Origin of the sequence: Acinetobacter sp. BIGb0196 (genome assembly GCF_011759595.1) — a bacterium.
Lineage (GTDB): Bacteria > Pseudomonadota > Gammaproteobacteria > Pseudomonadales > Moraxellaceae > Acinetobacter > Acinetobacter guillouiae.
On the sequence record NZ_JAAOZA010000002.1, the window covers coordinates 88,485 to 110,430 of the forward strand.

The 21,946-nt window shown below is 38.5% G+C and carries 19 protein-coding genes and 3 tRNA genes; 6 read left to right on the plus strand and 16 right to left on the minus strand.

From position 1 onward, the window contains the following. Positions 1 to 98: 98 nt before the first annotated feature. Positions 99 to 1,194, minus strand: a protein-coding gene (prfB, locus tag FHR28_RS13160; RefSeq protein ID WP_096735380.1) for a peptide chain release factor 2 whose coding sequence is annotated in 2 segments (ribosomal slippage) — positions 99 to 1,121 and positions 1,123 to 1,194 — 1,095 coding nt in all. Because the reading frame shifts where the segments join, the coding sequence is not laid out codon by codon here. 485 nt (positions 1,195 to 1,679) lie between these two features. Here prfB and FHR28_RS13165 point away from each other — a divergent pair. Beyond that, positions 1,680 to 2,447: a putative porin gene (locus FHR28_RS13165; RefSeq protein ID WP_004723476.1), complete on the plus strand. Its 768-nt coding sequence runs from the start codon at positions 1,680 to 1,682 to the stop codon at positions 2,445 to 2,447. A 146-nt stretch (positions 2,448 to 2,593) separates the two neighbouring features. Here FHR28_RS13165 and FHR28_RS13170 read toward each other — a convergent pair whose 3' ends face one another. The 4 genes from FHR28_RS13170 to FHR28_RS13185 all read right to left on the minus strand — a co-directional run bounded on the left by FHR28_RS13170 (position 2,594) and on the right by FHR28_RS13185 (position 6,595). Continuing rightward, on the minus strand, positions 2,594 to 3,514 hold the full coding sequence (locus FHR28_RS13170; protein ID WP_166783560.1) for a restriction endonuclease: 921 nt from the start codon (positions 3,512 to 3,514) through the stop codon (positions 2,594 to 2,596). A gap of 224 nt (positions 3,515 to 3,738) precedes the next feature. Further along, positions 3,739 to 5,307, minus strand: coding sequence for a glutamine-hydrolyzing GMP synthase (gene guaA / locus FHR28_RS13175; protein ID WP_004823655.1), 1,569 nt, complete (start codon positions 5,305 to 5,307; stop codon positions 3,739 to 3,741). Between the two features lie 120 nt (positions 5,308 to 5,427). Next, positions 5,428 to 6,054, minus strand: a complete 627-nt coding sequence (locus FHR28_RS13180; protein ID WP_166782836.1) for a hypothetical protein — start codon at positions 6,052 to 6,054, stop codon at positions 5,428 to 5,430. Positions 6,055 to 6,178: 124 nt separating this feature from the next. Next, on the minus strand, positions 6,179 to 6,595 hold the full coding sequence (locus tag FHR28_RS13185; protein ID WP_056518302.1) for a DoxX family protein: 417 nt from the start codon (positions 6,593 to 6,595) through the stop codon (positions 6,179 to 6,181). Positions 6,596 to 6,791: 196 nt separating this feature from the next. Between FHR28_RS13185 and FHR28_RS13190 the strand changes: the two genes are divergently transcribed. Continuing rightward, the gene (locus FHR28_RS13190; RefSeq protein WP_166782837.1) at positions 6,792 to 7,442 is read left to right on the plus strand and encodes a DedA family protein; all 651 of its coding nucleotides are present in this window, start codon (positions 6,792 to 6,794) and stop codon (positions 7,440 to 7,442) included. Positions 7,443 to 7,508: 66 nt separating this feature from the next. On the opposite strand, the gene FHR28_RS13195 is transcribed toward FHR28_RS13190, so the two are convergent. The 4 genes from FHR28_RS13195 to FHR28_RS13210 all read right to left on the minus strand — a co-directional run bounded on the left by FHR28_RS13195 (position 7,509) and on the right by FHR28_RS13210 (position 9,576). After that, positions 7,509 to 7,922 (minus strand): hypothetical protein, encoded by a 414-nt coding sequence (locus tag FHR28_RS13195; RefSeq protein ID WP_004723482.1) that lies wholly within the window; start codon positions 7,920 to 7,922, stop codon positions 7,509 to 7,511. 13 nt (positions 7,923 to 7,935) lie between these two features. Then, positions 7,936 to 8,772, minus strand: coding sequence for a ParA family protein (locus FHR28_RS13200; RefSeq protein WP_004723483.1), 837 nt, complete (start codon positions 8,770 to 8,772; stop codon positions 7,936 to 7,938). 85 nt (positions 8,773 to 8,857) lie between these two features. Continuing rightward, the gene (locus tag FHR28_RS13205; protein WP_004723485.1) at positions 8,858 to 9,250 is read right to left on the minus strand and encodes a SirB2 family protein; all 393 of its coding nucleotides are present in this window, start codon (positions 9,248 to 9,250) and stop codon (positions 8,858 to 8,860) included. Positions 9,251 to 9,267: 17 nt separating this feature from the next. Further along, on the minus strand, positions 9,268 to 9,576 hold the full coding sequence (locus FHR28_RS13210) for a BolA family protein (RefSeq protein WP_004723487.1): 309 nt from the start codon (positions 9,574 to 9,576) through the stop codon (positions 9,268 to 9,270). 217 nt (positions 9,577 to 9,793) lie between these two features. On the opposite strand from FHR28_RS13210, the gene FHR28_RS13215 reads away from it, so the two are divergent. The 3 genes from FHR28_RS13215 (at position 9,794) to FHR28_RS13225 (ending at position 10,109) form a co-directional block, all read left to right on the plus strand. After that, a tRNA-Gly gene (locus FHR28_RS13215) sits at positions 9,794 to 9,866 on the plus strand. Between the two features lie 46 nt (positions 9,867 to 9,912). Then, positions 9,913 to 9,988 (plus strand) — tRNA-Gly (locus FHR28_RS13220). A 45-nt stretch (positions 9,989 to 10,033) separates the two neighbouring features. After that, a tRNA-Gly gene (locus FHR28_RS13225) sits at positions 10,034 to 10,109 on the plus strand. 183 nt (positions 10,110 to 10,292) lie between these two features. On the opposite strand, the gene FHR28_RS13230 is transcribed toward FHR28_RS13225, so the two are convergent. The 3 genes from FHR28_RS13230 to FHR28_RS13240 are packed head-to-tail and all read right to left on the minus strand — an operon-like array spanning position 10,293 to position 15,243. Next, entirely contained in the window at positions 10,293 to 11,549 is a 1,257-nt protein-coding gene (locus FHR28_RS13230) for an HlyD family type I secretion periplasmic adaptor subunit (RefSeq protein WP_171527364.1), read from the minus strand. Further along, positions 11,546 to 13,681, minus strand: coding sequence for a type I secretion system permease/ATPase (locus FHR28_RS13235; protein WP_166782838.1), 2,136 nt, complete (start codon positions 13,679 to 13,681; stop codon positions 11,546 to 11,548). The genes FHR28_RS13230 and FHR28_RS13235 overlap by 4 nt, the downstream gene beginning before the upstream one ends. Further along, positions 13,678 to 15,243: a TolC family protein gene (locus FHR28_RS13240; RefSeq protein WP_166782839.1), complete on the minus strand. Its 1,566-nt coding sequence runs from the start codon at positions 15,241 to 15,243 to the stop codon at positions 13,678 to 13,680. Before FHR28_RS13240 ends, FHR28_RS13235 begins: the two co-directional genes overlap by 4 nt. 417 nt (positions 15,244 to 15,660) lie before the next feature. Between FHR28_RS13240 and FHR28_RS13245 the strand changes: the two genes are divergently transcribed. Continuing rightward, on the plus strand, positions 15,661 to 17,031 hold the full coding sequence (locus tag FHR28_RS13245) for a phosphomannomutase CpsG (protein WP_166782840.1): 1,371 nt from the start codon (positions 15,661 to 15,663) through the stop codon (positions 17,029 to 17,031). A gap of 54 nt (positions 17,032 to 17,085) precedes the next feature. Here the strand turns inward: FHR28_RS13245 and galE are convergent, their stop codons facing one another. Genes galE through galU form a run of 4 tightly spaced genes read right to left on the minus strand, consistent with a single transcriptional unit; the run spans position 17,086 to position 21,930 of the window. After that, complete coding sequence (galE, locus tag FHR28_RS13250; protein WP_166782841.1) at positions 17,086 to 18,105, minus strand: UDP-glucose 4-epimerase GalE; 1,020 nt, start codon at positions 18,103 to 18,105, stop codon at positions 17,086 to 17,088. 17 nt (positions 18,106 to 18,122) lie between these two features. Further along, entirely contained in the window at positions 18,123 to 19,784 is a 1,662-nt protein-coding gene (gene pgi / locus FHR28_RS13255) for a glucose-6-phosphate isomerase (RefSeq protein WP_166782842.1), read from the minus strand. Further along, positions 19,781 to 21,040, minus strand: a complete 1,260-nt coding sequence (locus FHR28_RS13260; RefSeq protein ID WP_166782843.1) for a nucleotide sugar dehydrogenase — start codon at positions 21,038 to 21,040, stop codon at positions 19,781 to 19,783. Before FHR28_RS13260 ends, pgi begins: the two co-directional genes overlap by 4 nt. A 14-nt stretch (positions 21,041 to 21,054) precedes the next feature. Next, complete coding sequence (gene galU, locus FHR28_RS13265) at positions 21,055 to 21,930, minus strand: UTP--glucose-1-phosphate uridylyltransferase GalU (protein ID WP_166782844.1); 876 nt, start codon at positions 21,928 to 21,930, stop codon at positions 21,055 to 21,057. Positions 21,931 to 21,946 lie beyond the last annotated feature (16 nt).

Genomic DNA, 21,946 nt, shown 5'->3' on the forward strand with positions numbered 1-21,946 from the left:
TTGCATCCAATATATCGCATTTTTTCGATTTTAATATCGATTTTTTTAGATATATTGCAAAAATACAGATAAAGCTTTGCTTTTGTTAAAAATTTAAATTAAAGACCTTGTTTTAAGCTGGCTTCAATAAATTTATCTAGATCGCCATCCAATACTGCACCCGTGTTCGAGTTCTCAACACCAGTACGCAAATCTTTAATACGAGAGTCATCCAGTACATATGAACGAATCTGACTGCCCCAGCCAATATCCGATTTTGAATCTTCAAGTGCTTGAGCAGCTTCATTACGTTTACTCATTTCCAATTCGTACAATTTTGCACGTAATTGTTTCCAAGCATGATCACGGTTTGCATGTTGTGAACGCTGGTTCTGACATGCCACCACAATCCCAGTTGGTGCGTGAGTCAAACGTACTGCTGAGTCAGTTTTGTTAATATGCTGGCCGCCTGCACCAGATGCACGATATGTATCTGTACGCACGTCAGCAGGATTAATATCAATTTCAATATTATCGTCCACTTCAGGTGATACAAATACTGCCGAGAATGAGGTATGACGGCGATTACCTGAGTCAAATGGTGACTTACGCACTAAACGGTGTACGCCAGATTCGGTACGTAACCAACCATAAGCATACTCGCCTTCAACACGGATTGTTGCAGATTTAATCCCTGCAACATCACCATCTGATTCTTCCATCAATTCTGCTTTAAAGCCATGACGTTCGATCCAACGCATATACATACGTAACAGCATTGAAGCCCAATCTTGTGCTTCAGTACCGCCTGAACCAGCTTGAATTTCCACATAACATGGATTTGGGTCCATTGGATTACTAAACATACGACGGAATTCAAGTTTTGCTAACTCTTCTTCCGCTGCAGTCAATTCCGACTGAACATCTGCCAATAAGCTTTCATCATCTGCTTCAACAGCAAGATCAAGCATGGCTTGTGCATCATCAAGCTGTGTCGCCAAGCCTTCTAAAACGTTGATCACGTTTTCAAGCTCGCCTTTTTCTTTTGCCATCGCCTGAGCACGGCTTTGATCATTCCAGATCGCTGGATCTTCTAACTCGCGGAGAACCTCTTCTAAACGCTCTTTCTTTAGATCGTAGTCAAAGATACCCCCGTAGTGTTAGACCACGGTCATTTAAGTCTTTTAGCTGAACTAGATAAGGATTAATTTCCACGAGTTTTAATCTCACATTTGACGTCTTTTAATTCGCACGCATTCTACCACAGAGTGGAAAAAGTTGAGATATGGCATTTTATAGATCAATCTACAGCTCAAAAATGCTGTAACAAGAGAAGTAAGATGAATTACTTTTTTGCAATCAGAAAGATCGTCTTATCGTAGTCAAAGCTTGTGTTTATAAATTCTACACTTGATCATTTGCTTAAGAGTATTTTAATTTCTGAAAGCTTTTTTATTACAAATTATGTCCAACCCTTACTCAAAGCGTACCAATATCCACACTATCTACACAATTTTAATAAAACAACACATAAGTTTTATACATTTATTTTCAATAACTTAAATTAAAATTGTTACATAAACTCACTAATATTACATTCCGGTTACCATAGCATGGTTGACGATTTTTATATTTGCCCTAGACTCAAAATTGTAACTAAACATGTATAAATCAATCAATTCTTCATAGGGGCGAATTCCATGAAAAAATTAGCAATCGCATCTGCAATCTTTTCCGTAGCCGCTTTAACTGGCACTGCACATGCTTACCAAGCCGAAGTTGGTGGTTCATATACATATAATGATCCAGATAATTTTGATGCAACTCATAGCTTTGGTGTAGATGGTACTTATTATTTCAAACCAGTACAAACTCGTAATTCACCACTTAATGAGGCTGCATTCTTAGATCGCGCAAGTAATGTAAAAGCCAATGTAAATTATGCCAAAAATGATGGTGTAAAAGACAGCCAATATGGTGCGGGTCTTGAATACTATGTACCTAACTCAGACTTCTATGTAAGTGGTCGTGTAGGTCGTGATGAACTTGAAGTTGATAACACCAACATCGACAATAAAGTAACGACTTATGGCGCTGAAGTCGGTTATTTACCAGCTCCTGGTTTATTACTTGCACTTGGTGTAACGGGTTATGATGTTAAAAATGGTGATGATGGCGCAGACCCAACTGTACGTGCTAAATATGTAACCAAAGTAGGTCAATATGACGCTAACTTTGAAGCTTTTGGTGCATTCGGGGACTTGGATGAGTACAAAGTACGTGGTGACTTGTATTTAGATAAGACTTTAAGTGTAGGTGCTGACTACTACAACAATGATTTAACTGATCGTGATGAATGGGGTATTTCTGCGAAGAAATTCTTTAATCAAAACGTTAGCTTAGAAGGTCGTGTAGGTTTTGGTGATGACTACAACACTTACGGTGTTCGTGCTGGATACCGTTTCTAAGTTTAAATCCAATTAGCAATCGCTCTTTTGGAGCAACAAAAGCCAGTCAATTGACTGGCTTTTTTATATCTGTATACATCATTAAGTAAATACGTTTTATTAAATTTGTAGTAAATGTCAGAATATTAAAATTCTTTTAAACACTTCTAAAAATTGTCTTCATCAAACCGATCTTGATCTATCTTATAAATATTAAAGCTTCTTTCAACCTGAACACCTAAACCAAATTCAATCATTAAAGAAGTCAATTTATCTCCATCAATTAAAACAATTCCCGATTTCTTTGCAGATTCAACAGCCTCCTTACTAAAATTTGAGGTTGTAATAAACACCCCTTTTTTAGCGACTTGATCTGCTAAAGCGCCTTTAAATTGTTGAATATCTGGTCGTCCAACAGTGTTTTTCCAACGTTTGGCTTGAATATAAATTTTATCTAGACCTAAACGATCTTCACTAATAATTCCATCAATCCCGCCGTCACTTGTTTTACCAATGGCTTGGGCCGCATCTTGATGTGAGCCGCCATAGCCCATAGCAACCAGTAAATCGACAACTAATCTTTCAAAAAAATATGGATTTTTTGTCTGAATCAAATTCAATAAATCATCTTTTAAATTGGTAAGTAGCATTTCATTAATTCTTTGTAATGATTCCTCAGGTGTTTCAATATCATCATTTTCTTCAATACAAATAATCTTTTCTTTATTCTGCCTTATTTTTGTTGGAACCTTGAACTCACGAAAACTTTCATAACGCATTAAAAAATTATTATCTATTTTATCTAATATATTTAAATCTAATTTTTTCGCTTCTTCAGATAATTCACACATCCCCCAATCAGGCTGATTAACTAAGCCTGCTTTAACCAAATATGTTTTGGCCCATCCCACACGATCATAAAAAACTGTTCTTTTCCCACTCGGAATCATTTGATTTAATTCATCTGTAGTCAAATTTGATTGTTCTGCCAACAATTTACCAACTTGACTAATTTGGATCGCTTGCCCTTGCGTATTGAGGAGTTTCAATAGTGGTAGCATTAATTCCTGATGATTAGGCAAAGACATTCTATTTCTCTTAATATTTTTTGCTTTAAATAATTCAAGTATAAAAGAAAAAGAGCGCCTAAGCGCTCTTTTTAAAAGGAAATCTGGATAGAAATCCCTAACTGCCGCGGGCACGGCCCTTGGCGTAAAATCAGCAAAATGCGTTGCATTTTGAAACCCTGCTGCCGCGGGCATAGCCCTTGGCGTAATTCAGGCAAGAAGCTTCGCTTCTTGAAATCCCTGAATTACTCCCATTCAATTGTTGCTGGTGGTTTAGAAGAAACGTCATACACCACACGAGAAACATCTTTAATTTCATTCATGATACGTGTCGAGATTTTATCCACCAACTCATATGGAAGATGAGCAAAACGAGCTGTCATAAAGTCAACTGTTTCCACGGCACGAAGTGCAATGACCCATGCGTAGCGACGACCATCACCCACGACACCCACTGATTTTACCGGTTGGAATACTGCAAATGCTTGTGCAGTTTTGTCATACCAACCACTTGCACGAAGCTCTTGCATAAAGATGTCATCAGCAAGACGAAGAATATCAGCATATTCTTTTTTCACTTCACCCAAGATACGCACGCCCAAACCTGGACCTGGGAATGGATGACGATAAAGCATTTCATGTGGTAAACCTAAAGTTGTACCTAAACGACGTACTTCATCTTTAAATAGGTCACGAATTGGCTCAACCAATTCAAATGCTAAATCTTCTGGTAAACCACCCACATTATGGTGTGATTTAATAACATGCGCTTTACCATTTTTAGTTGCTGCAGACTCAATCACGTCAGGGTAAATCGTACCTTGCGCAAGGAAGTTTACGCCATCAAGCTTACGCGCTTCTTCAGCAAAAACTTCGATGAATTCACGACCAATGATTTTACGTTTTTTCTCAGGATCAACTTCGCCTGCAAGTGCAGATAAGAAACGTTCTTCTGCATCAGCACGAATCACACGGATCCCCATGTTTTTCGCAAACATGTCCATCACTTGCTCACCTTCGTTTAAACGAAGTAAGCCATTGTCTACAAATACACAGGTCAGTTGGTCACCGATTGCTTTATGCAACAATGCTGCAACTACAGATGAGTCAACACCACCTGAAAGACCTAAAAGAACTTTTTGATCACCAATTTGTTCACGTAATTGTTCAACACGTAAATCAATAATGTTTTCAGAATTCCAAAGATTACGACAACCACAAATGCTGTGAACGAAGTTAGACAGTAACTCTGCGCCTTTGGCAGTATGTGTCACTTCTGGGTGGAATTGCACCCCGTAGAAACGACGCGTTTCATCACTCACTGCAGCAAATGGGCAGCTTGGTGTGCTTGCAGTCACTTTAAAGCCTGCTGGAATCGCAGAAACTTTGTCACCGTGGCTCATCCAAACATTGAGTTTGTCATCACCATCATTTAAATCACCAAGCAATTGATCACGTACTAAAACGTCAACTGCTGCATAACCAAATTCATGTACAGTACCTGGCTCTACTTTACCGCCAAGTTGTTCTGACATGGTTTGCAGACCATAGCAGATCCCCAATACAGGTACACCCAAGTTGAACACAACTTCTGGCGCACGTGGACTACCTTCCTCATGCACACTTTCAGGACCACCAGACAAGATGATACCGTTCGGATTAAACGCGCGAATGTCTTCTTCAGACATATCAAAAGCATACATTTCAGAATATACACCAGCTTCACGTACACGGCGTGCAATAAGCTGGCTATATTGAGAACCGAAATCCAAGATAAGGATACGATCTTCAGTAATTTGAGTATTGGTAGTCATGAGTCAACAACTATGCAGGCAAACGAATATAAGCGCCATATTCTATCATTTTTATAAGCCGTACGCACTCCATTCAATCAAGTTCCTTAGCTTTGTAAAAAATCATTTTAAATAATCAGCTTATAGGTTCATTTTGGCTTTAATGATGCTAATCAGTTCATTGGGGGTCATACAACGATTAAAAAAATCTTCTAAAGAACCTTCATCGGTCACTTCTGTAAAAAATACCTCATGATCTGTGCCAAATAATGTTGGATTTTCAGGGTCTGGATCAGACAAGCAGATATAGTATCGATCAGGGAAGCTATAACGATAAAACAACTGTAGAAAATCAGGTTTTGGATTTTGGGTCAGCTGAATCACTGCTTTGAGATCAATATCATCCTCTAAAAAATCACGGTTCCATTCATCAAAATCTGTTGTACCTGCTTGATATGGAGTAAAGCGCACAGCTTGCCAAAAGGTTTGTCCGCGCCCTTCTTCTGTTAACTGATAATACTCTTGAATCAACTGATTAAAAAATCCATCTGGATTTAGATCTAGCTCGGCTTGATGTTGATCAATATAGTCACCCAAACCATAAATTGGTTCTTGATCATCGGCTGCCGCCCAAGGTGTATCCTGAGGCCGTTCATATAAAACAGTATTAAAGGAGATAGCGCACAGGTCATCAACCCATGACACACCTTTAACTTGATCAATATTACCGCCCAGTGCTTTTATTCTGTCTAGAATTTCTTTTTTCATTGTTAAAACTGAATTGAATATTTTTAGATAGCATAAACCAATTGATCCATTTGAATAGTGCTAAATGAACACACACAAAAGCCAGATACAGATCTGGCTTTTCAAAACTTTATTTATCTTTAAATTATTTTTCTATTACATGATCAAGACTCAATTTCCCAGCACCATGCAACATCAAGAAAAACAAACCACCTGCCATTGCGAAGTTTTTCATAAAGTTAATTGCATCTGCTTCACCACCATGAAATAGGAATGCAGTAATCAAACTAAATACGCCCAAACCAAATGCTGCAAAGCGTGCCTGAAAACCAAATAGCAATGCCAGACCACCACCGAACTCAACCAGAATGGTTAAAGGTAACATGGCACCTGGTACACCCATTGATTCCATATAACCGACAGTTGCGCTGTAAGCCGTGATTTTGCCCCAACCAGCAACAAGAAAGATATATGCCATAAGAATACGCGCAATCAATGCTATGCTCGCATTGGCGGTGGGTTGATTCACAATATTTTTAACAACAACATTTGGATTAAACATGGTGTGACCTAATTTGTATTTCGTTCTGAAGATGTATACATATTAATCACTAAACATTTCAAGTTAAATACTTAAAAACTAAACTCATCGTTGCAAATTAAGAACAATAATAAGTTTTAAAAAATTACTTTTTAATACTGACTTTCATAACTCACACTGCTAGGATTTGTGCACCAATTCGCATAGTTTCTGCCTTATGGATCTGATTGACTTTATTTTGCACGTAGACGAACACCTGTTTGAATTTATTAGAAATTATGGTATCTGGGTGTATGGAATTTTATTCCTGATTATTTTTGTTGAAACAGGTCTCGTGGTAATGCCATTCCTGCCTGGGGATAGCTTACTTTTTGCTGCCGGTGCTTTAGCTGCTTCGACGGGTGCAATGGATCCTGTGGTTTTAATCACTCTGCTATTTATTGCGGCAGTGCTCGGTGATACCCTCAATTATCATATTGGGAAATATGTCGGACCGCGTGTTTTTGAAATTGATTCTAAATTTATCAACAAACAACACTTGCTGAAAACATCACAGTTTTTTGAAAAGCATGGTGGAAAAACCATTATTTTTGCCCGTTTTATCCCTTTTGCCCGCACTTTTGCACCCTTTGTCGCGGGTGCAGGAAGCATGAATTATAAATATTTCTTAACCTATAATGCAGTCGGTGCAATTTGCTGGGTTGGCTCGTTTATTACCTTGGGTTATTTATTCGGGAATATGCCCATTGTGAAAGATAATTTCACCCATTTGGTTTTCGGTATCATTATTCTCAGCGTGTTACCTGGTGTGATTGGTTATATACGTCATAAATTTTTTAATAAAAATAAAATGCCAAACCGTCAATAAACAGCATATTTAAAAATGATAAAAAAGCCGATTTCTAAAATCGGCTTTTTTATGGGGTAAAATCCGTTATTTTTTAACTTCCTGACGTTTAGGGACGTAAGGGCAGTTCTTAAATTGAGCCGCCTGAGACAGGGCATCTTGCTCACCATACAGTCGGGAAAGCTCAGTATTTTTGGTATTTGAAGATTGCCCTAAGTTTACAGAAATACTTGGACCAATCCCCCAACCCCAGCCACCGCTGCCCCAACCACCACCAACACCTAGTCCAACACCTACGCCTGTACGTTTCGCAGGTTGTACACCATTATTAATGTATTGCTGAATACGATTAAATTCTGTCGTCAATTGCAAACAGTTCATCGCCTGATACTGCGTAGGCGATACATAAGTGGGTTTAACCGTCGTCGTACAAGCAGATACGACAAGCGCCATTAAGGCAACGACTGATAATTTAACAGAAGTCATTTTCAATGATTTCATCACGATCTCGAAATTATTTTTTATCAATCTCATTGAACAATGATTGATAGGCTTGAGTCAATTTATGATCTGTAGCCAAATGAATTAATGGCAGATTTTTATGATGCGATTCTTTCATTAATACAGAAGGTGGCAACATATTTTCTAAAACTGGTAAACCTTCATCTTTAAGCTGTTGTACCACTTCACGCGGTAATTTTGCCTGAGCTTGATATTGATTGACCACAATACCTTCGATTTCAAGTCGATCATTATGATCATCTTGAGTTTCAATGACATTTTGAATAAGCGTCTGTAATGCGCGTTTTGAAAACACATCACAATCAAACGGAATCAGAACACGATCCGCTGAGATCAGTGCCGATAAGGTAAAAAAGTTAAATGCTGGCGGTGTATCAATATAAATACGCTCATATTGACTGGTTAAGGTCTGAATCGCATCACGTAACTTATAAATTTTATGTTTTGATTCTAACGCATGTTCTAACTCGCCTAAGCTCGGGCTGGCGGGTAATACATCCAAATCTTTAAAAGGTGAACGATGAATATATTGCTCAAAACCTTTATTTTTTGTTTTTAAAAGGCTACCAATGGCATTGCCAATCAATCCTTTTTGTTGATGATTTCCAAGTACGTCATTAAAAAAGTTTTCAATATTCGGCTCTAATGCAGTTTTTTCAGCAGAATAGGTGGCGTCATCACCCAAAAGATATTGGCTAGAGTTTGCTTGAGGATCTAAATCAATCACCAATGTTTTAAAACCTTGATACGCACTAATCGCAGCAAGATTCACCGTAATACTTGATTTTCCTACACCGCCTTTTTGGTTAAATACCACACGAGTTAGCATACAAGTTCCCTAAGCTATCATTATTTTTAAACTTGTATCTAGTTTAACCTAGACGCTATACAAGTGTGAAATTCATGTCTAACAATCAACTAAAAACTGGTTTAAGCACCACCAAAACTAAAGTTGCAAGCAAAGCAATTCCGCCAATCACTAAACCTGCTCTGCGTTGTGTTAAAAGAACGGTATCATCCTTTTTATAGGCTTTTATTTGTGAGGAAAGGAAAACCATAAACAAAATAATTTTCGCATAGAACCAAGGCTGCACTTTAAACTCATTCATAATCAATAAAGTTAGCCCTGTAAATATAACCACCGTGAGGGAAAGATGTTGCAAGGCAACAAAAGCTACCCGCCCTTTAGGATTCGGTTGCTGGTTGTGTGTTCCAATAAATAATGTTGAAGCGCGTAAAACAAAAACCAGAATTAATAACCCAACACTGGTCATATGAATGATTTTAATCAGTAAATGTGTATCCATTTTAATTACTCTGCACTTTATACTTTAGGTGCATGAGCGCAGTCTGGACTTGCTGGGGCTTGACCTTGCCACTCACTTGGAAGATAAGCATGGATCGCTAAGGCATGAATTTTTCCAGGGCTGAGTAAGGCTTTGGCTTCTGCGTACACTTTTTGGTGGCGTTGTACCAAACGTAACCCTGCAAATTGTTCACTGACAATGATCACTTTAAAATGCGACTCTTTTCCAGGAAAATACCCGCCATGACCAGCAGACTCATTGATCACTTCTAAATGTGATGGCTCAAGTTGATTTAAACTTTCAATCAATTGTTGTTCTAAACTCATGCTGATTCCTTAGAGATCGATCAATGGGTGAATGACATAGTATAGCGGATTCTTTGAGCATCGCTGTGTGTTCAGCAAAGCTTTTGCTGTTCGATTTGATTTTTTTAAATTAAATTTTGAAGTTTTTTCATAAAAATGTCTTTATTTTATGCAATTAGTGTTTTCCTTTGCAGAAAAATCTTGACCCTACCATCTGTTGATGTATTATACACCGCATGCGGGAATAGCTCAGTTGGTAGAGCATAACCTTGCCAAGGTTGGGGTCGGGAGTTCGAGTCTCCTTTCCCGCTCAAATTTTTTTATTCAGTTTTTTATTTAAAAAATTGGACAGACTCCGCGGGAATAGCTCAGTTGGTAGAGCATAACCTTGCCAAGGTTGGGGTCGGGAGTTCGAGTCTCCTTTCCCGCTCCAAAATTTTTTTATTCAGTTTTTTATTTAAAAAATTGGACAGACTCCGCGGGAATAGCTCAGTTGGTAGAGCATAACCTTGCCAAGGTTGGGGTCGGGAGTTCGAGTCTCCTTTCCCGCTCCAAATTTAAAAAGCCCTGATCGAAAGATTGGGGCTTTTTTTGCATTATTGGTTTATAAATCATCAGCATATACTTTTACACACTAGAGACAATATTCACTCAATCAGCATGTTGATCACAAAACTATAAAAACACAAAAAAACCAATCCGAAGATTGGTTTTAAAATAATCACCACACGATACAATTATCGCTCTCTTAACGCTTCTTTGGCTTTATTAAACGGTTTCAATAAGTATTCAATAATTGTTTTTTGACCAGTACGAATATCTACCGTTGCCACCATACCTGGCGTTATTGAGAAAGATTTCCCTGCCTTATTGGTCAATTTATCTTTATCGGTCCGAATATAGACTCGATAGTAAAACTGATCTTGTTTAACTTCATCGCGGATGGTATCAGGAGAAATCACCGTTACTTTCCCTTCTAAGCCACCATAAATTGAATAATCATATGCCGTGATTTTTACCAATGCAGGTTGACCCGGATGAATAAAGGCAATATCTCGCGGCGAAATACGCGCTTCAATCAATAATTGCTCATCAATCGGTACAATCGTCATCAATTTACCATTTTGTGGAATAACCCCACCAATGGTTGTCACCGCAATTTCTTTTACCACACCACGTACAGGTGCTTTAAAAGTAGAGCGTTTCACCGAATCATTACGACCAGCAACAACTTGCTGTAATGATTGAATATCGGCATTGGCTCGTGCCAATTCTTCACGTGACTTTACATAATAGTCATTCCGCTTGTCGTTAATTTGATTTTCAAAATTATTGATATCTCGTTTTAAACGTAGGACTTCAACCTCAGAAGCAGCACCTTTCGCCACCAAAGGTTGTGTCATTTGCAATTCATTTTGAACCAAAGACAATGCGTGCTTTAAACCAGTAATCGACTCATCCAAATTTGCGCGACGCGAAGTATATAATGCACTTTCCTCTCTCACCAAAGCAGGAACGGCCAAAACCTGTTTTGGAAACTTGATTGCGGTACCATTCACCTCAGCCTCTAAACGTGCTGCTGTAGCCAATGTCGCAAGTAATTTCATTTGGCTTTCACCGACTTGGGACTCAAATCGAGTAGGGTCTATTTGCGCAAGCGTCTGCCCCTTTTGGATAATATCTCCCTCTTTAACATCCAAGCTGGTCAACACACCACCATCTAAAGATTGAATCGTCTGTTCTTTGGATGAAGGAACAACTTTACCTGTCCCTGTAGAAACTTCTTCCAATTTGAATACACAGGCCCAAATCAAGAAAGCCAGCAGACCGATGGCAACAATCCAAATAATAAATGTAGATTTGGGTAACGGTGGTTCTGAAAACTTTAACGCAGAGGGATTGGTTGGCCACTGTAAAATATTGGATGCATGATCAACTTGAGCAGGTTCAGTCTCTTGTACTGTGATATTTTGATCATTCTTTTCTTGGCTCATGTTGAAGCCCCTCCTGCATTTGCTTGCTGTGCAGGATTTAGAATGGCATCACGCGGCCCATCTTTGATAATCTTCCCTTCATGCACAACGATAATACGATCAACAAGTTGCAAAACAGCAGGACGATGCGTCGCCACCACTAAGGTTCGATGACCTAGCCATTCTTTTAAATGCTGTATCAATACTTTTTCAGAAACATCATCAATCGAAGCAGTCGGTTCATCCAACAACACAATATTTGGATTTCGGAGCAATAATCGTGTGAGTAACAATGCTTGTTTCTGACCACCAGAAAATCCTACACCCCCTTCAAGAATAAGATGATCTAGACCTTCCTTTTTTTGTTCCACAATTTCTAAAGCATTGGTGACTTGTAATGCACGGATAATTTCATCATTACTTGCCAATGGTGCACCCAAAGTTAAATTTTCACGGATCGTCCCAAAAAACAAATGTGCATTTTGATTCAGCAATGCCATATCACGACGAATATCATCGGGATCAAGCAAAGATTGATCGACACCATCCAAACTGATCTTGCCTTGTACTGGCAATTGCATTCCTGAAAGTAGCTGTAATAAGCTAGATTTCCCTGCACCATTACGTCCAAGAATTGCAACTTTTTCACCTGCATGGATTTTTAACTGCGGAATGACTAAAGTTGGCCGTGGATCATCTTCAGTATATTTAAATACCACACCTTTAAAATCATAATCACCGGAGAGGACTTTACGCTGAATCAATTGTGCCCGATCAGGACGGTCTACCGGCTTTTGCATCAGCTCATCTAAACCATTTTTAGCCACTTTGGCTTGCTGCCAACGACCGAGTACACCTGTAACTTGTGAAATCGGTGCAAGCATACGTGAAGATAAAATCGAACATGCCACTAAAGCCCCCGTGGTCATATCGCCTTTCATCACTGCAAAACAACCCACTAAAACCACAATTGCATAAGTCAGTCCTTGAATTTTTTGTGTCCAAGCATTTAACCATCCCACAATTTTACGTTGCCGCATACTGACATCAGCAGACACTTCATTCATGTGATTCCATTGATTTTGAAATCTGGCTTCAGCACGTAATAACTTAATATCCTCAATACCTTGAACTGCTTCGACCAAAATCGCGTTGCGAATCGCAGACTCTCGCATCCCTTCAGTGGCCAATTGAGCCAACTTTTTCTGCACCAAAAAGCCAGGAATAATCATCAATGGCACAACCAGTAACATCACCCAAAAGATGTTGCCCCCAATAATCCAGAAGATCGCTAAAAACAGGAAGAAAAACGGTAAGTCTGCAATTGCACTGATCGTTGTTGAGGTCACCAATTCACGAACGCCTTCAAGTTCACGAATCTGTGAGATAAAAGAGCCTGTTGAACGTGCGCGATCTTTATTACGGATACGCAGTGCATGACCAAAGACACGGTCTGAAATCTTGAGATCTGCGCGTTTACCAATAATGTCTGACAAATAAACCCGTGCGATGCGCAACACAAACTCAAAAACAGCTGCAATCAACACTCCACCCGCGAGCACCCACAAGGTTGGAATAGATTGAGAAGGCACCACTCGGTCATAGACTTGCATAGAGAAAATAATGGTCGCCAATGCCAGAATATTGGCAATCATTGAAGCAACCATGATGTCGGTATAACGTTTCCAATCTTTTAAAACGATGTCCCAGAACCAGCTTTTTTCATAAGGTTTAATATATTCATCGACACGAGCATCGGGAATCGATGTCTCTGGTCGAAAAATATAAACGCGACTGGCATTGGCTTGAAGTTCATGCAAATTAAAAGTTTGTGAAAGACCTTGATCACCACTTAACTGTAAGCTTGCATTGCCCTCATTGTCGACTTTCTCGATAACCGCAACTTGACCATTGTTAAATTCAACAACAACGGGCAATCGCCATGGATTCAGTACATCCGTGCTAAAGTCTGCTTTGCGAACATTCAAACCCACTTGACGGGTAATAATGGACAACATGTCGTCAATATTTGTGTATTTATTCCAATCCAGTTGCAGACGAATTTGTTCTTCAGCAGGTTGCATTCGATAATGCTGCGCAACCGTAATGATCGCTTGTAACCAGGGTTGATAATTTAATGTTTTTGTATTCATGGTTGAACTTCAAACCCCTGAATTTGAATGTTATTTAAATGATAAGCATTTCTACTTTTACCGGTTACCTTGATATACACCGCGATCGTGTCATAGATATCAAAGCGTGCCGCTTCCCTTTCTATTCTTGAACTTTGATAGGATTGTTCTGAACTTAATAAATCTAAGATCGAACGCTTGCCTAATTTATATTGTTCTTCATACAGCTCACGGGTTTTTGCTGTTGAGCGCTCCCGATCCAATAGAACCCAAATTTGCTTATCTGTGTTTTCAATACTTTCTCGTGCAATTTGTGTTTGATCCATAATGTCTAGGTAAGTTGCATTTAACTTTGCTCGTGCAGCTTGTTCAGCAAAATTTGCAGCCTTGACTTGAGATCCCAGTGCACCACCTTGATAAAAATTACTGGACATCTGCACGCCAACAGAACCATCGGTATCATTTTCTAAACCAGTATTTGGATTTTGACCATTCAATGCTTTACTGACTGATCCCACCAATGAAATCGTTGGATAAGCACTCAATTGGGTTTGTTTTTTCTGACTCTGCGCAACATCAATCTCTGCTTTTGCTGCGATCATTGTAGGAATGGTATTCATTTCAGGGTCATCATAAAGACCTGATTGTTTTACAAACTCATCAGGAATATTAAAATCCATTTGACTCACATCAAAACCCAATAATGTGCGTAATTTTTGTTCTTGTTGTTTTAAAAAGTTTTGCTGAGTGATTAAGTAGGAACGTGCGTATTCAACATAACTTTGTGCTTGTACTGGATCGGCATTGCTACTGATTCCTGCGTCTGCTCTTAAGCGTGCAATCTCATGTAAACGACTGACCCCATTAAATTGATCTTGCGCTATTTTGATAATATTGCGATAGCGCAGTAAGGATAAAATATCTCGCGCTGTTTGGGTCGATATATCATCAATACTGATTAATACATTGGCTTGTTCAACTGCCAATTTATTTTGTTGCGTGGTGACACTGGATTTTACTTTACCAAAGTCATAAAGCAGTTGGTTGGCTTCAACTGAATACAACTGGCGACCTTTATCATTGGAGGTAAAATCACCTGTATTCATACCCGCTTTTAACTGTGGGTAATATTGCGCTTTTGCCACATCAATATTGGCATTTTGTCCTGCCAGTGTTGAAATCGTTTGAGCAATATTGGGGTTTCTTTTTACTGCAATCTGAATCGCATCTTCAAGACTTAAAATTTTTGCTTGGCTTGAATACGCATGGGTTGTTTGTGTTTTCGCTTGTTCTAAATATAAATTATTAAGTGATGCCTTTTGTCCAGTATATGGCCTTACAACAGGGAGTTGATTCTGATTGTCTATATGTGCATCAGGTTGATATTTAAAATCGGTCAAATCCTTGAGCTGGACGGTTCTAAATAACTGATCATCCTTGGGTTTTATAAACCCGGTCACACCTTCTTTGATATTTTTTAAGTAGCTTGTTTCTTGTGTATAACCATTGTTCTGCAATAGAACCAATAAACTCACAGCACTCAAACTTTTTAACAATATAGTGGGCTTTTTTGCTATTAACATTCGCGAATGGCACCTAGAAAAGCTTTTAATTATCGGTATTGAATTATTTTGAATTATTTCCCTACCTCATTTCTATTCTACACATTATAAAACCTAATCAAATGCTTATTTTTACTTTTTAAAGTTAAATTTCTTTAATAAAATATTTTAAATTCAAATACTAACAATGAAAAAATGTGACTACTATCACATGAATTATAAAATTCCACATAGATCATCTCAAAAGCTGTAAATCCACAATGTGCAAATTATCATTGATGATCCAGTACATTATTAAAAAATAAGCTTGATGCAAGAGAAACGTATTCAATTGTGTACTTCAAATTAAATTTACATCTTCCAATATAATTTCTTATACACTTTAAGGTTAAAATGATGTTTCACTACCAGCCAACCTTCAACAATATAAAGATGAACATGAATAAACTGACTTGTTTTAAAGCCTATGATATTCGAGGCAAACTTGGCACAGAGCTAAATGAAGAAATCGCTTATAAAGTAGGCCGTGCTTATGGTCAAATCTATCAACCCAAAACTGTTGTCATTGGTTGTGATGTCCGTTTAACCAGCGAAGCGTTAAAACAAGCAACGATTCGTGGTTTAAATGATGCTGGGGTAGATGTTCTTGATCTTGGCATGACGGGAACAGAAGAAGTTTACTTTGCTGCTTTTCATCTCGATGTTCAGGGTGGTATTGAAATCACAGCAAGCCATAACCCGATGGATTACAATGGTATGAAATTGGTTCGTGAAAATGCTCGACCAATCAGTGCAGATACGGGACTAAAAGATATCCAATCGTTGGCTGAATCTGAACAGTTCATTGAAGTTGAGAAAAAGGGTACAACTCAAAAATATAATATCCTCCCTGAATTTATTGAACACCTACTCACCTATATTGACCCGAGCAAAATCCGCCCGCTTAAACTGGTGATGAATGCGGGCAATGGCGCAGCAGGTCATGTTGTTGATGCAATTGAAGAAAAATTCAAAGCGCTCAATATCCCAGTAGAGTTTATTAAAATCCATAATCATCCAGATGGTACTTTCCCAAATGGTATTCCTAATCCAATCTTGGTGGAAAATCGAGATAGCACCCGCAATGCAGTTTTAATACACCATGCGGATATGGGAATTGCGTGGGATGGTGACTTTGACCGTTGTTTCTTATTTGACGAAAAAGGTCAATTTATTGAAGGCTATTATATAGTCGGATTATTAGCTCAAGCCTTCTTGTTAAAACAAGCCGGTGAAAAAATCGTACATGATCCTCGCTTAGTCTGGAATACACTGGATATCATTGAGCAGTATCAAGGGATTGCTGTTCAATCTAAATCTGGACATGCTTTTATTAAAGATGTGATGCGCGAACACAATGCAGCTTATGGCGGAGAGATGAGTGCACATCACTATTTCCGTGATTTTGCTTACTGTGACAGCGGGATGATCCCTTGGTTATTGGCGATTTTAGTGGTATCAGAAACTCAACAATCGTTATCCAGTCTAGTCGAAGGGATGATTGAACGTTTCCCGTGCAGTGGTGAAATCAACTTTAAAGTTGAAAATACGCAGAAAACCATTCAAAAAATCTTTGATCATTTTGCTGATTTAAACCCTGCAATTGATCAAACAGACGGTGTTAGTCTTGATTTTGGTGCATGGCGTTTAAATGTTCGTGCATCCAATACGGAACCCTTATTACGCTTAAATATTGAAAGCCGTACAGATAAAAATCCAAAACCAATGCAAGACTATGTAGATGAGTTAACTCAGTTGATTCAGGGTTAGTTTTAAATGGCGATAAAAAATAGGCGCTTAATGCGCCTATTTTTACAGTTAAATTTATGCTTGATAGCCTGTTGGATTTTGCTTTTGCCAATTCCAACTGTCTGCCAACATATCTTCCAAAGTATATTTTGGCGTCCAACCTAATTCTTTAATTGCACGTACATTATTTGCAAATGAGGTTGCTACATCTCCCGAACGACGCGGTGCAACTTCATATGCAACAGAAACCCCATTTACCTGTTCGAAAGTGTTCTTCACTTCAAGTACAGATGAACCATTTCCTGTACCAATGTTCCAAGCACGGCAACCTTGAGCAGCTAAACGGTTGTTTAAAGCACATAAATGCGCATTGGCTAAATCAACCACATGGATATAGTCACGTACCCCTGTACCATCTACAGTGTCGTAATCATCACCATAAATCGAAAGTTTTTCACGACGCCCAACAGCAACTTGAGTGACATAAGGCATTAAATTATTTGGAATACCTTGTGGGTCTTCACCAATACGACCACTCTTATGTGCACCAACAGGATTAAAATAACGCAAGAGTGCAATCGACCAGCGCTCATCCGCAATTGATAGCTTTTCCAATAATTGCTCAACGATTAACTTGGTATAACCATAGTTATTTGACGGTATACCTGTCGGCATATTTTCATCTAAAGGAGAAATATTCGCTTCATCATATACAGTTGCAGACGAGCTAAAAACTAAATTAAAAACACCTGCTCTTTGCATCGCTTGAGCCAACTGTACAGATCCCGCAATATTATGATCAAAGTAAGTCAGTGGAATTTGTTGGCTTTCCCCCACTGCTTTTAAACCTGCAAAATGAATCACAGCATCGATTTTATTGTTTGAAAAAACTTGATCTAAATCATTTTGATAACGAATATCACCTTGAACAAATTTCAGTGTTTTCCCAGTCAGCTCTTGGACACGCTTTAATGATTCTTCTGAGCTATTTGATAGATTATCTAGAACAACAACTTCATGCCCAGCCTCAAGTAGCTCCACACAAGTATGCGATCCGATATAACCTGCACCACCTGTTACTAAAATATTTGCCATAAATTTTTCCAGTATATCTACTCTTTACCTAGCAAGATCTTAATTAAACCTTGTGTTGAAGCATCCAGTTGAGACACGTCTTTTTCTTTACCATTGAGGATAGGGAGCAATTGATTGGCAATTTCTTTGCCTTTTTCAACGCCCCATTGATCAAATGGATTGATATTCCAAATGACAGATTGTACAAACACTTTATGTTCATACAATGCAATCAGCATCCCTAAACTATAAGGGCTTAGTTCTTGTAACAACAATGTCGAACTTGGTTGGTTACCTTCATACTGTTTATATACGGGTAGGCCTGATAATTCATTGGCATTTAATGCTGTGTTACCAAAAGCCAATAATCGCGACTGTGCCAAGCAATTGGATAAAGCCAAATGATGTTGCTCAATTAAGGATTCTGCACTTTCGGCATAAGTAAATTGATTCGAATTATAACGCTGCACTGGCGCAATAAAATCACAACTGACGGCATGGGTTCCTTGATGCAAGAGCTGATAAAAAGCATGTTGCGCATTTGGACCCACTTCGCCCCAGACGATTGGACAGGTGTTTAAATCAACTTTTTCATTATTTCTTTGAATCGACTTTCCATTCGATTCCATCTCAAGTTGCTGTAAATAAGAAGCAAAATATTTTAGGCGACCATCATAAGGCAATACCGCATGGGTCTGAATATTTAAAAAATTATTATTCCAGACTCCAAGTAACCCCATCAATACAGGAATATTTTGTTCAAATGACGCTTTTTGGAAATGCTGATCAATCGCATAAGCGCCTGCGAGCAATTGTTTAAACCCATCAACACCAATCTGCAATGCAATCGGTAAGCCAATACATGACCACAACGAGTAACGACCACCGACCCAATCCCAAAGTAAGAACTGGTTTTCTGGTGCGATTCCCCATTCTGTCATTTTCTCAGGTTTGGTTGAAACCCCAATAAAATGATGTTGGATCACACTGTTTTGCGTACCCAAATCTTTTTCTAACCACTGACGAACTGTTTGAGCATTGGATAAAGTATCAATGGTTCCAAAAGACTTGGACGAAATAATAAATAAGGTGGTTTCAGGGCGTAATTGATGTAGTAAATCAGAAAGCTGACTACCATCCATAGTGGAAACGAAATGTACTTTTAATGGTTTAGCAGTACTGACTTTATAGTCTGATAATGCATGACTCACCATCAATGGTCCCAAGTCAGAACCACCCACACCGATATTGACCACATCTTGAATCACTTCACCTGTCGAACCACGGCATTGTCCTGCATGGACTTTATCGACAAGCTGATACATGCGATCTAATTGTTGATGTACCAATTCAGCCAGTTCAGGATAATCTTGATCATGTTTCGGTAAGCGCAGTGCCCAATGCATTGCTGCTCGGTCTTCCGTATAATTGATCGATTCTTCGGTAAATAAACGTTTGATCCATTGCGTTAATTGTTTTGAATCTGCAAATTTAAACAAGGCATCACATGCATTTTGGTCAATGCGATGTTTACTATAATCAAAACTCAGTTGATTAAAATGCACTGAGAACTTGTCAAAACGCTGTGGATCTTGTTCAAATAAATCAGTTAAACGCCATTGCTGTTGTTCTGTAGCAAGATTTTGCAATCGTGCTAAATGCTGCTCTCTTTGGTCATTGTCTAATATAGAATTTGTCATACTCGCCCTACACCCTGATAAGCAAAACCTTGTGCTTTGACGAAATCTGGATCTAACATATTACGACCATCGAGAATCAAAGGATGGGCCATTTTCTGTAAAAGTTGTGAATAATCAGGACTCCAATATTGCTTCCAAGCCGTCAATAAACACAATGCATGTGCATTTTCTACTGCTTGGTATTGATCATGACATAAAATCAAATCAGCGCGTTCACCATAGAAATTGGCTACCCGCTCTAAAGCTTGTGGATCATGCAACTGAACAATCGCGCCTTGTGCCCAAAGTGCTGCAAGCATGGCATGAATCGGTGAATTCTCAATACTCGAGGTATTTTCTTTAAAAGAAGCACCCCAAATCGCCACAACTTTACCTGTTAACTGCCCTTGATAGTAATTCCAGAGTTTTCTAAATAAAATTTCTTTTTGTTGTTCATTGATATTCCAAACCTGATCCAGCAATTGGCTTTTGATCCCTGAACCTGCCACTGTACCGGTTAAGGTTAAAATATCATGGGAGAAATTTTCCCCACCAAAACCGACGCCTGCAGATAAATATGATGCGCCAATTCGACTATCAGATGCTAATCCCTGTTTAACATTATGAATATCAATATTTAATTTTTCAGCGACTTGCGCCATATCATTCATATAACTGATGCGTGTTGCCAACATACCTGAAATACTCAGCTTGGTAAATTCAGCATCTAAAAATGGCATAAACAAATATTGATGTTTTAACTGAAAAAAAGGTCTTAATAATTCTTTGATAATCTGTTGTGTCGCAGGTTGATCTACACCAACAATCACCTGCTTTAGATCGATAAAACTTTGAATCGCATTGCCTTCTTGAATGGTGTCTGGCAAATATGCCCAATGATCAGCCACTAAAATTTGTTTTAGTTCTTCAGTACCTTGTAAACCGAATGTAGAACCATTGATCATCAGTCTTGGATGAATAATAGGAGAACGCTTTAATTCTTCAGCCAAGTGTTTGGCTTGATCAAATTCAGAAGGATTAAAACTAAATAAAAACACTTCACTTTGCAATTGAAGCTGTTTTAACCCAACCAATTGAATTGAATTGTTGTTAATCTGTTTTTGAATGAGTTGATTTAGATCTTCATCTTGATAGTGTACTGAGGATTGATGATCAGTGCCTACTTGGGGACACCAATAGACATGGTGCCCATATTCAGCAAACAAGCCAGCGAGTACGCCAGCTTGGAGTGTTGTGCCAAATACACAAATATTCATATCAGATCCAATTATTATAAATTCAATTCTTTAATAAGCTGTTTAAATTCTTCACCCAACTTAGGATGCTCCACAGCATAGTGTAATACTGCTTTTAAATAACCAATTTTACTACCACAGTCGAAAGTTTGACCTTTCATACGATACGCTTCGACATTTTCCAATTTTTGTAAAGCTGCGATTGCATCCGTCAATTGGATTTCATTACCCGCACCTTTAGGTGTCTGTTCTAATAACTGCATAATCTTAGCAGGCAGTACATAACGACCCACCACTGATAAATTTGAAGGTGCACTACCAACTGCAGGCTTTTCGATAATCCCTTTCATCACGATACTTTCACCCTCAACAGGTGAAGATGCAACATCTACAATACCATATTGATCCACAAGATCATCAGGAACAGCCTCTACCATAATTTGCGATGCTTTAGACGTATTAAAACGATGAATCATTCGCGCTAAATCATTTTCTGTACTATCTTCTTTCACCAAAACATCTGGCAATAACACAGCAAAGTCATCATTTCCAATCACAGATTTCGCACATAAAACAGCATGGCCCAAACCCAATGGTTGAGGTTGACGGACACTAACCACACTGACATGTTTAGGTAAAATTTCAGTAATTTCTTTAAGTAAATCAATTTTTTTCTTATTTTCTAAGGTTGTTTCCAGTTCAAAATTACGATCAAAATAATTTTCTATGGATGCTTTTGAAGAATGTGTCACTAAAATGATTTGTTCAATTCCAGCAGCCACAGCTTCTTTGACAACATACTCAATTGCAGGACGGTCAACAACTGTGACCATTTCTTTAGGAATTGATTTACTTGCAGGTAGAAAGCGAGTACCTAACCCAGCAACAGGAAGAATGGCTTTTTTGATCATGATTTACTTTAACACT

Bases quoted from the DNA above. Each gene is read 5' to 3' on its own strand.
- FHR28_RS13165 (WP_004723476.1), top strand. From the start codon at position 1,680: ATGAAAAAATTAGCAATCGCATCTGCAATCTTTTCCGTAGCCGCTTTA.
- FHR28_RS13170 (WP_166783560.1), bottom strand. From the start codon at position 3,514: ATGTCTTTGCCTAATCATCAGGAATTAATGCTACCACTATTGAAACTC.
- guaA (WP_004823655.1), bottom strand. From the start codon at position 5,307: ATGACTACCAATACTCAAATTACTGAAGATCGTATCCTTATCTTGGAT.
- FHR28_RS13180 (WP_166782836.1), bottom strand. From the start codon at position 6,054: ATGAAAAAAGAAATTCTAGACAGAATAAAAGCACTGGGCGGTAATATT.
- FHR28_RS13185 (WP_056518302.1), bottom strand. From the start codon at position 6,595: ATGTTTAATCCAAATGTTGTTGTTAAAAATATTGTGAATCAACCCACC.
- FHR28_RS13190 (WP_166782837.1), top strand. From the start codon at position 6,792: ATGGATCTGATTGACTTTATTTTGCACGTAGACGAACACCTGTTTGAA.
- FHR28_RS13195 (WP_004723482.1), bottom strand. From the start codon at position 7,922: ATGAAATCATTGAAAATGACTTCTGTTAAATTATCAGTCGTTGCCTTA.
- FHR28_RS13200 (WP_004723483.1), bottom strand. From the start codon at position 8,772: ATGCTAACTCGTGTGGTATTTAACCAAAAAGGCGGTGTAGGAAAATCA.
- FHR28_RS13205 (WP_004723485.1), bottom strand. From the start codon at position 9,250: ATGGATACACATTTACTGATTAAAATCATTCATATGACCAGTGTTGGG.
- FHR28_RS13210 (WP_004723487.1), bottom strand. From the start codon at position 9,576: ATGAGTTTAGAACAACAATTGATTGAAAGTTTAAATCAACTTGAGCCA.
- FHR28_RS13230 (WP_171527364.1), bottom strand. From the start codon at position 11,549: ATGAGCCAAGAAAAGAATGATCAAAATATCACAGTACAAGAGACTGAA.
- FHR28_RS13235 (WP_166782838.1), bottom strand. From the start codon at position 13,681: ATGAATACAAAAACATTAAATTATCAACCCTGGTTACAAGCGATCATT.
- FHR28_RS13240 (WP_166782839.1), bottom strand. From the start codon at position 15,243: ATGTTAATAGCAAAAAAGCCCACTATATTGTTAAAAAGTTTGAGTGCT.
- FHR28_RS13245 (WP_166782840.1), top strand. From the start codon at position 15,661: ATGAATAAACTGACTTGTTTTAAAGCCTATGATATTCGAGGCAAACTT.
- galE (WP_166782841.1), bottom strand. From the start codon at position 18,105: ATGGCAAATATTTTAGTAACAGGTGGTGCAGGTTATATCGGATCGCAT.
- pgi (WP_166782842.1), bottom strand. From the start codon at position 19,784: ATGACAAATTCTATATTAGACAATGACCAAAGAGAGCAGCATTTAGCA.
- FHR28_RS13260 (WP_166782843.1), bottom strand. From the start codon at position 21,040: ATGAATATTTGTGTATTTGGCACAACACTCCAAGCTGGCGTACTCGCT.
- galU (WP_166782844.1), bottom strand. From the start codon at position 21,930: ATGATCAAAAAAGCCATTCTTCCTGTTGCTGGGTTAGGTACTCGCTTT.